This window comes from Streptomyces sp. NRRL F-525 (assembly GCF_000716605.1).
Lineage (GTDB): Bacteria > Actinomycetota > Actinomycetes > Streptomycetales > Streptomycetaceae > Streptomyces.
In genome coordinates this window covers 145,415-158,505 of sequence record NZ_JNXE01000016.1, presented here as the reverse complement: position 1 = coordinate 158,505, position 13,091 = coordinate 145,415, and the positions used below count along the sequence as shown (strand labels likewise).

The 13,091-nt window shown below is 68.9% G+C and carries 14 protein-coding genes; 7 read left to right on the top strand and 7 right to left on the bottom strand.

Translation table 11 applies throughout. The annotated features are described in order from the left end of the window. Nucleotides 1–39: 39 nt before the first annotated feature. Nucleotides 40–1,104 (top strand): FUSC family protein, encoded by a 1,065-nt coding sequence (locus OO69_RS23520; protein WP_158713413.1) that lies wholly within the window; start codon nucleotides 40–42, stop codon nucleotides 1,102–1,104. On the opposite strand, the gene OO69_RS23515 is transcribed toward OO69_RS23520, so the two are convergent. Both OO69_RS23515 and OO69_RS23510 read right to left on the bottom strand, forming a co-directional pair. Continuing rightward, on the bottom strand, nucleotides 1,068–1,727 hold the full coding sequence (locus OO69_RS23515; RefSeq protein WP_033282708.1) for a response regulator: 660 nt from the start codon (nucleotides 1,725–1,727) through the stop codon (nucleotides 1,068–1,070). The genes OO69_RS23520 and OO69_RS23515 overlap by 37 nt on opposite strands. Beyond that, the gene (locus tag OO69_RS23510) at nucleotides 1,724–2,884 is read right to left on the bottom strand and encodes a sensor histidine kinase (protein WP_051801177.1); all 1,161 of its coding nucleotides are present in this window, start codon (nucleotides 2,882–2,884) and stop codon (nucleotides 1,724–1,726) included. The genes OO69_RS23515 and OO69_RS23510 overlap by 4 nt, the downstream gene beginning before the upstream one ends. A gap of 131 nt (nucleotides 2,885–3,015) precedes the next feature. Between OO69_RS23510 and OO69_RS23505 the strand changes: the two genes are divergently transcribed. Genes OO69_RS23505 through OO69_RS23495 form a run of 3 tightly spaced genes read left to right on the top strand, consistent with a single transcriptional unit; the run spans nucleotide 3,016 to nucleotide 6,253 of the window. After that, nucleotides 3,016–3,969, top strand: a complete 954-nt coding sequence (locus tag OO69_RS23505) for an ABC transporter ATP-binding protein (protein WP_033282707.1) — start codon at nucleotides 3,016–3,018, stop codon at nucleotides 3,967–3,969. Then, complete coding sequence (locus OO69_RS23500; RefSeq protein WP_033282706.1) at nucleotides 3,969–5,501, top strand: ABC transporter permease subunit; 1,533 nt, start codon at nucleotides 3,969–3,971, stop codon at nucleotides 5,499–5,501. The genes OO69_RS23505 and OO69_RS23500 overlap by 1 nt, the downstream gene beginning before the upstream one ends. A gap of 5 nt (nucleotides 5,502–5,506) precedes the next feature. Next, nucleotides 5,507–6,253 carry an ABC transporter permease subunit gene (locus OO69_RS23495; protein WP_234444513.1) on the top strand — a complete coding sequence of 249 codons (747 nt, stop codon included), beginning with the start codon at nucleotides 5,507–5,509 and terminating at the stop codon, nucleotides 6,251–6,253. On the opposite strand, the gene OO69_RS50300 is transcribed toward OO69_RS23495, so the two are convergent. The 3 genes from OO69_RS50300 to OO69_RS23485 are packed head-to-tail and all read right to left on the bottom strand — an operon-like array spanning nucleotide 6,234 to nucleotide 7,502. Beyond that, nucleotides 6,234–6,434 (bottom strand): DUF397 domain-containing protein, encoded by a 201-nt coding sequence (locus tag OO69_RS50300; protein WP_078652543.1) that lies wholly within the window; start codon nucleotides 6,432–6,434, stop codon nucleotides 6,234–6,236. The genes OO69_RS23495 and OO69_RS50300 overlap by 20 nt on opposite strands. Nucleotides 6,435–6,441: 7 nt before the next feature. Beyond that, nucleotides 6,442–6,684, bottom strand: a complete 243-nt coding sequence (locus tag OO69_RS23490) for a DUF397 domain-containing protein (protein WP_033282705.1) — start codon at nucleotides 6,682–6,684, stop codon at nucleotides 6,442–6,444. Continuing rightward, nucleotides 6,684–7,502: a helix-turn-helix domain-containing protein gene (locus tag OO69_RS23485; RefSeq protein ID WP_033282704.1), complete on the bottom strand. Its 819-nt coding sequence runs from the start codon at nucleotides 7,500–7,502 to the stop codon at nucleotides 6,684–6,686. The genes OO69_RS23490 and OO69_RS23485 overlap by 1 nt, the downstream gene beginning before the upstream one ends. Nucleotides 7,503–7,614: 112 nt before the next feature. Between OO69_RS23485 and OO69_RS23480 the strand changes: the two genes are divergently transcribed. Further along, nucleotides 7,615–8,034: an ATP-binding protein gene (locus OO69_RS23480; RefSeq protein WP_033282703.1), complete on the top strand. Its 420-nt coding sequence runs from the start codon at nucleotides 7,615–7,617 to the stop codon at nucleotides 8,032–8,034. On the opposite strand, the gene OO69_RS23475 is transcribed toward OO69_RS23480, so the two are convergent. Then, nucleotides 8,025–10,226: a tetratricopeptide repeat protein gene (locus OO69_RS23475; protein ID WP_051801164.1), complete on the bottom strand. Its 2,202-nt coding sequence runs from the start codon at nucleotides 10,224–10,226 to the stop codon at nucleotides 8,025–8,027. The genes OO69_RS23480 and OO69_RS23475 overlap by 10 nt on opposite strands. A 97-nt stretch (nucleotides 10,227–10,323) precedes the next feature. Here OO69_RS23475 and OO69_RS23470 point away from each other — a divergent pair, with 97 nt between their 5' ends. Next, nucleotides 10,324–11,163 (top strand): hypothetical protein, encoded by an 840-nt coding sequence (locus OO69_RS23470; RefSeq protein ID WP_051801163.1) that lies wholly within the window; start codon nucleotides 10,324–10,326, stop codon nucleotides 11,161–11,163. Beyond that, on the top strand, nucleotides 11,156–12,226 hold the full coding sequence (locus OO69_RS23465) for a DNA glycosylase AlkZ-like family protein (RefSeq protein ID WP_033282702.1): 1,071 nt from the start codon (nucleotides 11,156–11,158) through the stop codon (nucleotides 12,224–12,226). The genes OO69_RS23470 and OO69_RS23465 overlap by 8 nt, the downstream gene beginning before the upstream one ends. Here OO69_RS23465 and OO69_RS23460 read toward each other — a convergent pair. Further along, nucleotides 12,213–12,821, bottom strand: coding sequence for a YceI family protein (locus OO69_RS23460; RefSeq protein ID WP_033282701.1), 609 nt, complete (start codon nucleotides 12,819–12,821; stop codon nucleotides 12,213–12,215). The two genes, OO69_RS23465 and OO69_RS23460, sit on opposite strands and share 14 nt — an antisense overlap. Between the last annotated feature and the right edge of the window lie 270 nt (nucleotides 12,822–13,091).

The window sequence follows — 13,091 nt, the reverse complement described above, 5'->3', positions numbered from 1 at the left end:
TACTATTCAGGGTCTGCGCAGCCCGATAACCTCGGGATGGTGACCGAGAAACTCATACGCAACGCGTACGAAGCGGCTCTGACGATGACCGCCGTACTGCTCAGCTGGGGCATGGCCCTCTGGCTGGAGGGCGCCGAAGGACTCCACACCGACGTGCTGGTCCTCGCGGTCGCCCTGACCCTCACCCTGTCCTCCAGCCAGCGCACCGCCGACACCCGCCGCAGGCTCACCTCCCTCGTCCTGCTGCCCGTCACGGCCGGCGCCTCGATCTTCGTCGGCCGGCTCCTCGCCTCCCACTACGTGCTCGGCGCCACCGTCTACACGGCGGGCATGACGCTGGCCATCTGGATCCGCCGCTACGGCCCCGCCGCCACGAAGGCCGGCACCCTGCTGGCGCTTCCGCTCGTGGCCCTCCTCGTCGTACCCGGCCCCGCACTGCCGTCCAAGGCACAGAGCGGGCTGGTCACTTGGGGCTGGTCGGCGCTGGTCGGGGCGCTGGCGTGCGCCGGGGTCTGGCTCGTCCAGGGACTCGGGGACCGCTTCGGACCCTGGCGCGCGGAACCCGCCCCCGAACAACCCCCGCGCCGCTCCCGCCTCCACCCCCGCCCCAGCACCCGTATGGCGTTGCAGATGGCGGCCGGGATCGCCGCCGCGTTCATCCTGGGGCGGCTGTTCTTCGACGACCACTGGCCGTGGGTCGTCCTCACCGCGTACGTCGCCGCGAGCGGCAACCGCGGCCGAACCGACGTACTACGCAAGGGAATTGAACGCCTGGCCGGAGCCACCGTCGGCACGCTCCTGGCCGCGGGTATCGCGGCGGCGGGACTCACCGGCGACCCCGCCGTGGCGCTCATGTTCGCCGTCCTGGCAGTGGCGTTGTGGCTGCGCCCTCTCAACTACGCCTACTGGGCCGCCGGAATGACCTGCGCGCTCTCCCTCCTCCTCGGCTACTTCGGCCAGGACGCCCTGAGCCTGCTGCCCACCCGGCTCGAAGGGATCGCGGTCGGGGCGGTGTTGTCGGTGGCGTCGGCGTGGTGGCTGCTGCCGGTGCCGCGCGTCCGCCGCCGTCAGCCGGTCCTCGGCACGACGAGCCCCGTCTCGTAGGCCATCACCACGGCCTGCGTACGATCCCGCAGCCCCAGCTTCGACAGGATCCGGCTGACGTGTGTCTTCACGGTCTCCTCGCCCACGTGCAGCCGTTCGGCGAGCTCGGGGTTGGACAGCCCCTCCGCGAGCAGCCGCAGGACGTCGGTCTCGCGCGGGGTGAGGACGTCCAACTTCCCCTGCGCGGGCGCCTTCGGCCGCATCCGCGCGAACTCCGCGATCAGCCGCCGCGTGATCCCGGGCGCGAGCAGCGCCTCACCCGCGGCCACGACCCGTACCGCCTCGAAGAGCCGTTCCGCGGTCACGTCCTTGAGCAGGAACCCGCTGGCACCGGCCGCGAGCGCGTCGTAGACATGCTCGTCGAGGTCGAAGGTGGTGAGCACCAACACCCTTGGTGTCGCGGGGCCGTTCTGGAGTCGCGCGGTGGCCTCGATGCCGTCCATGACCGGCATGCGTACGTCCATCAGCACCACGTCGGGCGACTCCTCGCGGCAGACGCGTACCGCCTCGGCGCCGTCGCGGGCCGTGCCCACGACCGTGAAGTCGGCCTGGGTGGCGAGGATTCCGGCGTATCCGAACCGGACGATCTCGTGGTCGTCGGCGACGACGATACGGATGCTCATGGCAGCGCCGTCGCCTCCTCCTCCGACTTGACGGGCAGCCGCGCCTCGACGACGAATCCGCCTCCGGGCGCGGGCCCGGTGCGCAGGGTGCCGCCGACCGTCGCGGCCCGCTCGCGCATACCCAGCAGCCCGTGACCGGAGAGGTCGACGGTGGGCCCCGGCCCGTTGTCGCGCACGCGGACCGCCAAGTCCTGGTCCCCGTAACGGAGTTCTACGTCCACTGCCGCGCCCGGCGCGTGGCGGCGGGCGTTGGTCAGAGCCTCCTGGACGATGCGGTACGCGGTGACCTCGATGCCGGGGTCCAGTGGGGTGATGGGGCCGCTGACGATGAGGCGGGTGCGGGAGCCGGCCGCGTCGCGTGACTCGTCGACCAGGTCCATGAGTTGGGCGAGGCCGGGCTGGGGGCGGCGTTGGACTCCGGTGTCCGCGTCCTCTCGCAGCACGCCCAACAGCCGCCGCATCTCGGTGAGTGCGGTGCGTGCGGTGTCGCCGATGGCGAGGAGGCGGGTTGCGCCCTCGGTCGGCAACCCGGGAGTCGTGAGCCGGGCGGTCTCGGCTTGGACGGCGATCATCGAAATATGATGCGCGACGACGTCGTGCAACTCCCGTGCGATACGCGCCCGTTCACCCCGGGCGGCGTGTTCGAGGAGGGTGTCCGCGAAGGCCTGTTCGGTCGCGCTGTGGGCCTGGGCCGTGCTGCGGACGTGGTGGGCGATGCCAGTGGCCGCGGCGGCGGAGGCGAGGGTCGCGACGAGGACGGCGACGATCCGGGTCAGTTCCTCGTGACTGCCGAGGGCGATCACGACGTAGGGGAGGACGAGGACTCCGCCGAGACGGGTCGCTCCGGCGCGGCCCAGCACGTACACGCACGCCAGTTGGGACACGACCCCGCCGACGGTGAGCCCTCCGAAGGGCACGAGGGAGAGCACGCAGGCGAGGCTGAGCGCGAGGGCGGCGCAGCTCCGGGCGAGGCGTCCGGTGCCGAGGACGAAGGCGAGGGGGAGGGTGGAGGCGAGGGCGAGCAGCAGCAGGGCGGCGAAGCCACCGGCCAAGTCGGTTCTGCGGACGAGGACTTCGGCGACGGCGAGGACGGCCAGTGCGACGCCCGTGACCAGGGCGCGGGTACCGGCCTCGGCGGTCCGCCACCGGGACCTCACCGCCCGTACGCCCTCACTGTCGTCACCCACTCCGTCATTGTGCCGACCCCCCTCCCCGTCGGCGTCCCCCTCGTGAGGGACCTCTGCCGCGTGACGACGGGGGGTGCCCGTCGCCCCTAGCCTCCCTCAGCATGAGTCACGCAACCGACGCAACCATCGAAGTCCGGGACCTGCGCAAGCGGTTCGGGCGGACGCTCGCGGTCGACGGGCTGTCGTTCACGGTCGAGCCCGGCACGGTGACCGGGTTCGTCGGTCCCAACGGGGCGGGGAAGTCCACCACCATGCGGGCCCTTCTGGGGCTGGACGCCCTCGACGGGGGACAGGCGCTGATCGGCGGCCGCCCCTATCACGCCCTGCGCACCCCGCTGTTGGAGGTCGGCGCCCTGCTGGACGCCGCCGCCCTGCACCCCAGCCGCCGGGGGCGCGACCACCTCCGCTGGCTCGCCCACTCCCACGGCCTGTCGATGCGGCGCGTGGACGAGGTGCTCGAACAGGTCGGCATGGAGGAGGCGTCCCGGCGGAGGGCGAGCGGCTACTCCCTCGGAATGCGCCAACGGCTCGGCATAGCCGTCGCGTTGCTGGGGGACCCTCCCGTACTTCTCCTCGACGAACCGGTCAACGGCCTTGATCCGGAAGGGATCCAATGGATCCGCGGCCTGCTCCGGCACCTCGCCGCCGAAGGCCGGGCGATCCTCGTCTCCAGCCACCTGATGAGCGAACTCGAAGACACCGCCGACCACTTGGTCGTCATCGGGCGGGGACGCCTGATCGCCGACACGGCCGTGGCCGACCTCCTCGCGGCGGCCTCCGGCGACCGGGTACGGCTGCGCACGAGCAGTCGTACGGAAGCGATGGAACTGCTGGCCCGGGAGGGCGGGACGGTGGCCGTCACCGACCGCGACACCCTCACCGTCACCGGCCTGCCCGCCGAACGGATCGTGGAACTGCTCGCCGCGTCCCGGGTCCCCTTCGCCGAAGTGGGCGCGCATCGGGCGTCGTTGGAGGAGGCATACATGGAACTCACCCGGGACGCGGTCGAGTTCACGTCCACGCCCGCCGAGGAAACGGACGAGGTGACCCGGTGATGACGACGACACCGACGAGGACGGTTCCTCCGTACCGCTCGGCGCTGCACCCGGCCCGCGCCGGCTTCGGGCGGCTGCTGCGGGCGGAGTGGGCGAAGTTCTGGACGGTCAGGGCCTGGTTGCTGGTGCTGGCGATCGCCGCCGTGGTCACGGTCGTGATCTGCCAGGTGGGCGCGAGCGGTTCCAGCGTCGGCGGCGGCCCCACGATCGTCCTGGGCCCGGGCGGTGAGGTCGTCCACGACTCCTTCCGTTTCACCCACCGCGCGCTGACCGGCGACGGGACGGTCACGGCTCGGGTCACCGGTCTGAAAGACGCCTCCGGCAAGGGGCTGGGGCCCTGGACGAAGGGCGGGATCATCGTCAAGTCGAGCCTGAAGCCGGGCTCGCCGTACGCGGCGGTGATGGTGACCCCTGGCCATGGCGTGCGCATGCAGTGGAACTTCACCGAGGACAAGGCGGGCCCGAGCAGTGATCTGGCGAAGGCCCCGCAGTGGCTTCGCCTGAAAAGGCTGGGGGAAAAACTAACCGGCTATGCGTCGGTAGACGGTCAGAAGTGGACCCGGCTTGGGGAGGTGGAGGTGGCGGGGCTGGGGAGGACGGTTCAGGTCGGGCTGTTTCTGGCGGCTCCCGACCATCAGATCGTCCACCGCTCCTTCGGCGGTACGAGCGAGGTGGCAGGGAGCGGCCAGGCCACCGGCACCTTCGACCACCTCACCCTCCAGGGCGAGTCGACCGACAGCACCTGGTCGGCCACGGACGTCGGCGCCCCGCCCCCCAACGGACCGAACAGCCGGCCCGGTACGACGACGGTGTCACCGGCCGGCGCCTACAGCCTCACCGGCCAGGGAGACATCGCCCCCGACGAGAACAGCCCCGACATGCTCCAGATGAGCTTCCAGGGAGTCTTCATAGGCCTCCTGTTCATGGCAGCCCTGGGCACGCTCTTCGTGACGACGGAATACAAACGGGGCCTGATCCGTACGACGTTCACGGCGGCACCGTCGCGACTGAAGGTGCTCGCGGCGAAGGCGACGGTCATCGCGGCAATCACCTTCACAACAGGCCTGCTGGCAACGGCGATCGGCTTCACCCTGGCCCAGAAGACCCTGCGCTCCAACGGCTTCAAGCCCCCGGAGTTCCCCGACCTCTCCCTCCTCCAGAACCCGGCCCTGAGGGCGGTGGTGGGCAGCGCGGTACTCCTCTCCCTGGTGGCGGTCCTGGCCCTCGCGCTGGGAGTGGTGCTGCGCAGCAGCGCGGGCACGATCGCGACGGTGGTGGTCCTGGTGATCCTCCCGCAGATCCTGTCCTTCGCCTTCCCGCTCCCCGCCGCGCAATGGCTCCTGCGGGTGACACCGGCGGCGGCCTTCGCGATCCAGCAGGGCGTGACGTACTACCCGCAGGTCCAGCACAACTGCCTCCCGGAGAGCGGCTGTTACCCCCTCACCCCGTACCACGGCCTAACGGTCCTGGTGGCCTACACGGCGGCGGCCCTGCTGCTGGCGGCCTGGACGCTAAGGAGGCGGGACGCGTGAGATGGATGAGCTCTCTCCACGCGGAGTGGACCAAACTCCGTACGCTGCCGAGCACTTGGTGGCTCCTGGCGGCAACGGTCGCCCTGACGGCGGCGGTCGGCGCGGCGGCGGCCTCCTCGCTCACGACCCAGGTGTGCCCGTCCCCGACGGCCTGCCACGAGGACACGGTCAAACTGAGCCTCACGGGCGTCCAGTTGAGCCAGTCACTGTGCCTGGTGCTGGGCGTGCTCTCGATCGGCGCGGAGTACAGCACGGGCACGATCCGCACGACGCTCACGGCGATGCCGGGACGGTGGCGCGTCCTGGTATCAAAGGCGCTGGCTTTGTCATTGCTGACGTCGACTGCGGGAGCCCTGGCGGTCCTGTCAGCCCTGACCTTGTCCCGCCTGATCCTCCCGAGCCCCACGGACGGCGCGACGCTCCGAGCGGCAGCAGGCTCGACCCTGATCCTCGTCCTGGTGACACTCCTGGGCCTGTCCCTGGCGACCCTGCTCCGCGACACGGCCGGCGCGATCACCCTGGGCCTGGGCATCCTCTACGTCACCCCGCTCCTGTCCCACCTGGTCAACTCCCCAACCTGGCAACACCGTCTGCAACGCTGGACCCCCATGCCGGCGGCCCTCTCCATCCAGGCGACGAAGAACCTGGAGAGGCTGGCGATCGCTCCGTGGCCGGGGTTGGGGGTGCTGGCGGCGTATGCGGTGGGGTTGTTGGTGGTCGGGGGAGCGGCGTTCAGGCTGAGGGACGCGTGACCCCGTCCAGGAACTCTGTCCAAGTCCCGGGAGAAACAGTGAGGTTGGCACCGGCGGGGACCTTGGAGTCACGGATGTGGATCGCGGCGGGGTGGGCGGCGACTTCGATACAGTCCCCGCCCTCATTGCTGCTGTAGCTGGACTTGAACCACGCCAAGTGCTGCCGTGCTGCGGTGTTCATGACTCTCCTAGCAGACGCGACCGAGGAATTCCGTCCAGGTGCCGGGCGAGACGGTGAGGATGGGACCGGCGGTGACCTTGGAGTCCCGGATGTGAATGGCGGCGGGGTGGGCGGCGACTTCGATGCAGTTGCCGCCCTCGTCACTGCTGTAGGTGGACTTCCGCCAGGCGTATGCGACTTCGATGCAGTTGCCGCCTTCGCTGCCGCTGTAGCTGGACTTGAACCACGCCAGCGCGTCCACAGTGTTCATCAGTCTCCTAGCAGTCTGTCCAAGAGGCGCGCACTCTCGTCAGGAGTGAGGGCCTGTGACCGCAGCATTCCATACTTGTGGTGATAGTCGCTGACCTCGTCGGGATCCTCGACGAGGAAGCTGGCTCGCTGCACCTCCAGCCAGACCAGGCGCTGGTGGTGGGGGGTCTCCAGCAGCACCATGGGCCCGGCGAGGCAGGCATGCGGCGTGCGATCCATGGGCATGATCTGCACGCTCATGTGCGCGGGTTCGGTGAAGTCCAGGATCTGATGGATCTGCGCCCGCATTGCCTCTGGTCCGCCGACCTGCCTCCGCAGGACGCTCTCTTCGATGATGAAGTGGCCCACGGGAGGTTGGTCACGCTGCCAGATCAACTGCCGTTCCATCCGGTTGTCCACCCACTGCTCAGCAGTTTCGTTCCCGAGCCGTGGATACCGGTACTCGAACATGGCGCGGCAGTAGTCCCTGGTCTGGAGCAGCCCAGGGATCACTTGGCTCTCATACGACAGAATGCTGAGCGCCTCCTGCTCGTTGTCGGCCAGCTCCTGAGCGAACTGCGGCATTCGCTCCCGCACCGGCAACTTCTCCACCAACGCGAACAACGCCCCACCCGTACCCAGCAGTTCATCGAACTCGATGGCCCGATGCTCCTGCAGCGCAAGACGCCCCTGCTCGATGGACCTGATCGTGTCGATGTGCAGGTTCGCAGCTGCCGCGAACTGTTCCTGCGTGAGGCCCGCCTGCCTTCGGAAGTGGGCGACCAGCCCGCCGACCGCTTGCCAAGTACCGACCTTCTTGGGCTTCTTCGCCGATTGCATGCGTGTCCCTTTCCCCCGCGCACACCCGAAGTCGTCGTAGTGAGGTCGTAGAGAAAACAAATACGACCTCACTCACTGACCCACGATAGTGACTGCCTGTGACAGTGGCCTCATGAACGAACAACTCCAACAAGGCCACACCCGCGAGGCGTTCTACCGACGCGACCGCAGATCCGTCGCGCTGGCCCGCGAGTTCACCCGGAACACCCTCGCGGACTGGACCATCACCGACCGGACCGACGATGTCCTGCTCTGCGTAAGCGAGTTGACGACCAACGCGGTCCTCCACGGCGTACCACCCGGCCGGGGTCTCGCCCTGCGCCTGTGCATCCACCTCGACGGAGTCCTCCGCGTCGAGGTCCACGACAGCGGTACCGGCGAACTCCGCAAGGTCAGGACCCCGTACCGGGATCTCCACGCGGAGGACGGCCGCGGCCTGATGCTGGTCTCCGTGCTCGCGGACAAGTGGGGGGTGGGGGAACGGGCGCCGGGGAAGGTGGTGTGGTGCGAGTTCGCGGTGGGTTATGGGTGAGTGTTCGGGAGTTCGGCGAGATCGGGCTCATCGCCGAACTCCCGATACAGATTCAGCGCTTGGCAGGTGGCTGACAGTGCCTCCTCGGCGCGGTCGAGTCGGAGAAGCGCGCTGCCCATATTGGCCCGGACCCGGGCCTCTGCAAGACGGTCACGGGAAAAGACGAACCAGTTCAATGCCCGGATGTGGGCTCTGAGCGCCTCGTCATGCAACCCCAACTTGTTCCAGGCCACCCCCAGTCTGTTCCAGACGATGGCCCGGCGTTGCCAGTCTCCGGATTCGGCGCACAGCCCCAGAACATGGACGAAGGCGGTGACGGCTTCCTCATGTCGGCCCAGCCTGAAAAGGGTGATGCCAAGACTGTCACGGGCTATTGTCTCGCCCCTCTTGTCGCCGAGTTCCACGTGGACGGCCAGGGCTTCTTCGAAGACGTCGTATGCCTCTTCCACGCGACCCGCATCGCTCAGGGCAGCGCCGAGATTCATGCGCACCCTGGATGCCTGCCGGACCAGACCGATCTCGGCGGCGAGCTGCGCGCTGCGGGTGTGGGCATCGATCGCGTCGTCATACCGTTTGAGTGCCCGCAGCGTGAATCCAATGCGATTCCACGCCATGGCCTGCCCCTCGACGTCGCCAGGGTCCGCGGACAACCGCAGGGGTCGGCGCTGGGCGGTCTCGGTCGAGGCGTCGTGGACCCGGAGGGCGGCTTCGTATGCGGCCGTCGTCACGGTGGCCCAGTCGTCGAAGGCGCGTCGAAGGCCGAGGTAGCTGTCCAGGTACAGAGCGATCAGTAGAGAGCCGGGCCGCCCCTTGTCCTCGTCGTCGGTCCAGCGGGCGATCTCCAGCAGTCCCGTGCGCTCGGAGTCGAGCCAATTCAGGGCGAGTTCGCGTGTGTTGAAGTAATCATGGGGCGCCGTTGCGGGGATCCCCTCGACGTGAGCCTTCGCGGATACGAGCAGTTGGCGGTAGAACTCCAGCAACTTGTTCCGGGCCTCGGTCACTTCCTCATGCGCCCCGGGATCCTCGACAGCGATGAGTCGGGCGTAGACCCGTACGAGGTCATGCATCACCCAGCGCCCACCACTCGGGAACGGGGTGAGGAGCGAGACCGCGACCAGTTCGTCGAGGAGTGGTTCCAGGCGCTCCGGTTCCAGCGAGGTCAGGTTGACTGCCGGCCAGAGCCCGATACTGTCCCCCGGCGCCTGCCCCAACAGCCGGAAAACCCGGGCGAGTTCAGGCTCCATCCGCGCATACATCACGTCGAACACGGGTCGCAGACTCAGTTCCTTGCCGTACTGGTCAACCCCCTTCGCCCGCAACGCCCGCACCCGATCCTCCGCCGCCCGCAACTCACCGACCAGCGTGGATACCGGCCGCAGCCGACGCCGCCGTAGCAACGCCGAGACGATCAGCAGAGCAAGCGGCAAGTGCCCGCACAGTTCGGCGAGTTGCCGTACAGCCTCCGGCTCGTCCGCAACCCGACGATCATCGGGGTCGAACCGCCGTAGAGACCGGTCCACCAACTCCCGCGACGCGTCCGGCGACAGCCCGTCAACCCTGAACTGCCGTACCGGAAGCGAGTCCTGGACCTCCCGAGACGTCACCAGGACCCGGTGCCCGCTCCCTTCCCCCGGCAGCAGCGGAACGATCTGAGCCGGGTCGGAGGCGTTGTCCAGAAGGATCAGCACAGGCTCACGGGAACTCAACTCGCCCCGATACCGCGCGTATTGCTCGTCAGCCGTAGGCGGCAGATCCGCATCCCCCACCCCCAACGCCCGCAACAACGCCAGCACCGCCTGATCCGCAGTCACCGGAACGTCGTCGTACCCCCGAAGATCGACGAACAACGCACCCCCGGAAAACCACCCCCGCCCCCGAGCCGCATGCGCAACACACAACGCCAGCGCGGTCTTTCCGACGCCGCCGAGACCCGAGACCGCAGAGATGACGACGGACTCGGAGCCACCACCGACCCCCGGATCGAGCGCACTCAGCAACTCGGCCACCTCGTCCTCGCGGCCCGTGAAGACGGCGGGCGCGGCCGGCAGCGCGGACAGTGCCGTGGGGGAGGGAGCCGCACGCGGGGACTCCGATTTCCCCGTCACAGGCCCGTGGAACGTACCGCCCCGAAAGTCGAAGTAATCCCCGTCGCCCACGCGCCCCGCCCACCGCTCGTCCTCGCGCAGCTCCACCCACTGCCGTACCCCATAGTGCCCGGGATGTCAGTGGGGCGTCCTAGGGTCGACAGACACAGGCAGGGCGTCTGTTCGTGGCGGAGAGGGGCGGCACGTGGGGGACGGCATTCAGTGGCTGGTGGGTGCTACGACGAGTTCCGGGTGGATGCTGGACGTCCACTTCGCCCGGGGCATCGGCGTCGAGGAACTGGCGCGTCGGATGGGGGCGACGTTCGGGGCGACGGCGGAACCGATGACCGACGCCGAGATGGACGGTCTCGACATCGACGCCTACCCCGACCGCGGGCCGGGCAGCGCCGTGATCCGCGTCGGCGAGGACGCCGGCTGGGCGTTCGCCCTCACGTACGGTCCCTACATCGAGCGGCTGGCGGAGGTCTCACAGGACGGCGTGGAAGCGGTCCACTACCACTACAACTCGGAGCACCCGCCCACGATCGTCCTGTACGCGCGCGACGGCCGCACCGTCTGCTACGCGCGCGACGGCCGCACCGTCTGCGGATTCGGGCTGTGCGAAGAACGCCACCGCTACGGGCACGAACCCGACCTGCTCCTGCCCGACCTCGTCGCCGCCGGGATCCTGCGCCCGGACGGAGAGACCTACCGCGCTGCAGACATCGGCATCGGCATCGACGACTACTACGCCCGCAAGCGCCTCGGCCTGGCCGTCTTCGAGGACCGCTTCGGCCTCTCCCTGCCCCGCTCCGCACTCGCCGAAGACCCCCTGCCGGTGTACGCGATCATGGGCTCACCGGCCCCCGACTTCGAAGAGATCTCCGCGTGGGCCGCAGCCAACGAGCAACCCTTGCCCGACCCATACCTGCGCCTGATCCCGGCCGGCCTGCGCAACGACTACGAACGGGCCACCGACCCCCAGTGGTGGGAGCGCCGAACACGCCCCCTCACCGCCCCCGTCGAGTGGAGCCCCCATGCATGAACTCACCCGCCCCCAAGCCCGCCGCATCGCCGTCCAGGCCCAACTCCTCGACGCCCCCCGCCCCACCGAACTCCACACCGTCGTACGCCAGTTGACCCTGCTCCAGATCGACCCGATCGCCGCGATCGCCCCCAACGCCGATCTGGTCGCCTGGAGCCGCCTCGGCTCGTCGTACGTGCCGGACGAGCTGGCCATCGCGCTCAAGGACCGCACCCTCCTCGAACTCCGCGCGATGATCCGCCCGAGCGAGGACCTGGCGCTGTACCGCGCCGACATGGCCGTATGGGAAAGGGAGTCGAAGCACTACCGCGAGTGGGTCGCCGCCAACGACGCGTGCAGGCGGGACATTCTGGAGCGGCTCGGCGGTCAAGGGCCGCTCACCTCGCGGGAGTTGCCCGACACGTGCGCGGTGCCGTGGAAGTCGTCGGGGTGGACGCACAACCGCAACGTCAGCCAGCTGCTGGAGCTGATGGTGCTCAGAGGGGAAGTCGCGATCGCTGGGCGCGCGGGGCGGGAGCGGCTCTGGGACCTGGCCGCACGCGTCTACCCGGACGAACCCGCCGTGCCGCTCGATGAAGCGCGCTACCGACGCGACGAACGGCGGCTGCGTGCCCTCGGTATCGCCCGCGCCACCGGCACCGCCCTCCCGGTCGAACCCGCCGTCGTCGGCGAGGCCGGCGAACCGGCCGTCGTAGAAGGGGTGAAGGGGGAGTGGCGAGTCGATCCGGCGTACCTGGAGCGGCCGTTCAGCGGGCGGGCCGCACTGCTCTCGCCCTTCGACCGGCTGATTCACGACCGGAAGCGCACCGCCGAACTCTTCGGCTACGACTACCAGTTGGAGATGTACAAGCCGGCCGAGAAGCGCCGCTGGGGTTACTTCGCTCTGCCGATTCTCTACGGCGATCAGCTCGTCGGAAAGCTCGACGCCACCGCCGACCGCAAGGCAGGCGTGCTCCTGGTGAACGCCGTCCATCAGGACGTGGAGTTCAGCAGGAGCATCGCCGATGCCGTGGACGCCGAGATCGAGGATCTGGCGGTGTGGCTGGGCCTCAGGCGCTCTTGATCGCCGAGATGTCGAAGTTCAGCTTGATCTTCTCGGAGACGAGGACGCCACCGGTCTCCAGCGCCGCGTTCCAGGTGAGGCCGAACTCGGAGCGCAGGATCTCGGCCTTGCCCTCGAAGCCGACGCGCTCGTTGCCGAACGGGTCCTTGGCCGCGCCGTTGAACTCCAGGTCGATGGTGATCGGCTTGGTGGTGCCGAGGATCTCCAGGTCACCGGTGATGCGGTAGTCGTCGCCACCGAGGGACTCGGCCGAGGTGGAGCGGAAGGTCATCGTGGGGAACTCGTCCGTCTTGAAGAAGTCCGCGCTCTTGAGGTGACCGTCACGGTCCGGCGAGCCGGTGTCGATGCTGTCCATCTTGACGTCGAGGGACGCGGTGGACTTGGCCGGGTCGGTGCCGTCCAGGTGCAGCGTGCCGGTGAAGTCGAGGAACTTGCCCTTGACGTTGGTGACCATCGCGTGGCGGGCGGTGAAGCCGAGCGTGGTGTGCGCCGGGTCGATCGTGTAGTCGCCGGTCAGCGCGGCCAGGTCGGGGTTGACGGCGGCGGGGGCCGAGGTGGTGTCGGTCTCGTCGCTCTTGCGGCCGAAGATGCCCATGACGTGCTCCTAAAGGGGACGGGGAGTGTGCGGGGATGGTGCGGAGGTGATGCGGGGTGGTGCGGGGCTGAATCTGTTGAACGTTCAACGATGCCAACACGAAGGACCGTAGACCTATTCCATTCAATTTTCAACATCATCCGCAGGGTGTTGTGCCAACTACTACGAGTACGCTCCTCCGGCGGTCCCGGCAACGCGAGAACCGCTCCGCGCATCGCTTCGGGAGTCACTCAGGGGATGGCATCCGCCGCACGTGAATGTGAGGTGGCT

Coding starts and splice junctions, on each gene's coding strand:
- OO69_RS23515 (WP_033282708.1), bottom strand. CDS start 1,727: ATGAGCATCCGTATCGTCGTCGCCGACGACCACGAGATCGTCCGGTTC.
- OO69_RS23505 (WP_033282707.1), top strand. CDS start 3,016: ATGAGTCACGCAACCGACGCAACCATCGAAGTCCGGGACCTGCGCAAG.
- OO69_RS23500 (WP_033282706.1), top strand. CDS start 3,969: ATGACGACGACACCGACGAGGACGGTTCCTCCGTACCGCTCGGCGCTG.
- OO69_RS23495 (WP_234444513.1), top strand. CDS start 5,507: ATGAGCTCTCTCCACGCGGAGTGGACCAAACTCCGTACGCTGCCGAGC.
- OO69_RS50300 (WP_078652543.1), bottom strand. CDS start 6,434: ATGAACACCGCAGCACGGCAGCACTTGGCGTGGTTCAAGTCCAGCTAC.
- OO69_RS23490 (WP_033282705.1), bottom strand. CDS start 6,684: ATGAACACTGTGGACGCGCTGGCGTGGTTCAAGTCCAGCTACAGCGGC.
- OO69_RS23485 (WP_033282704.1), bottom strand. CDS start 7,502: ATGCAATCGGCGAAGAAGCCCAAGAAGGTCGGTACTTGGCAAGCGGTC.
- OO69_RS23480 (WP_033282703.1), top strand. CDS start 7,615: ATGAACGAACAACTCCAACAAGGCCACACCCGCGAGGCGTTCTACCGA.
- OO69_RS23465 (WP_033282702.1), top strand. CDS start 11,156: ATGCATGAACTCACCCGCCCCCAAGCCCGCCGCATCGCCGTCCAGGCC.
- OO69_RS23460 (WP_033282701.1), bottom strand. CDS start 12,821: ATGGGCATCTTCGGCCGCAAGAGCGACGAGACCGACACCACCTCGGCC.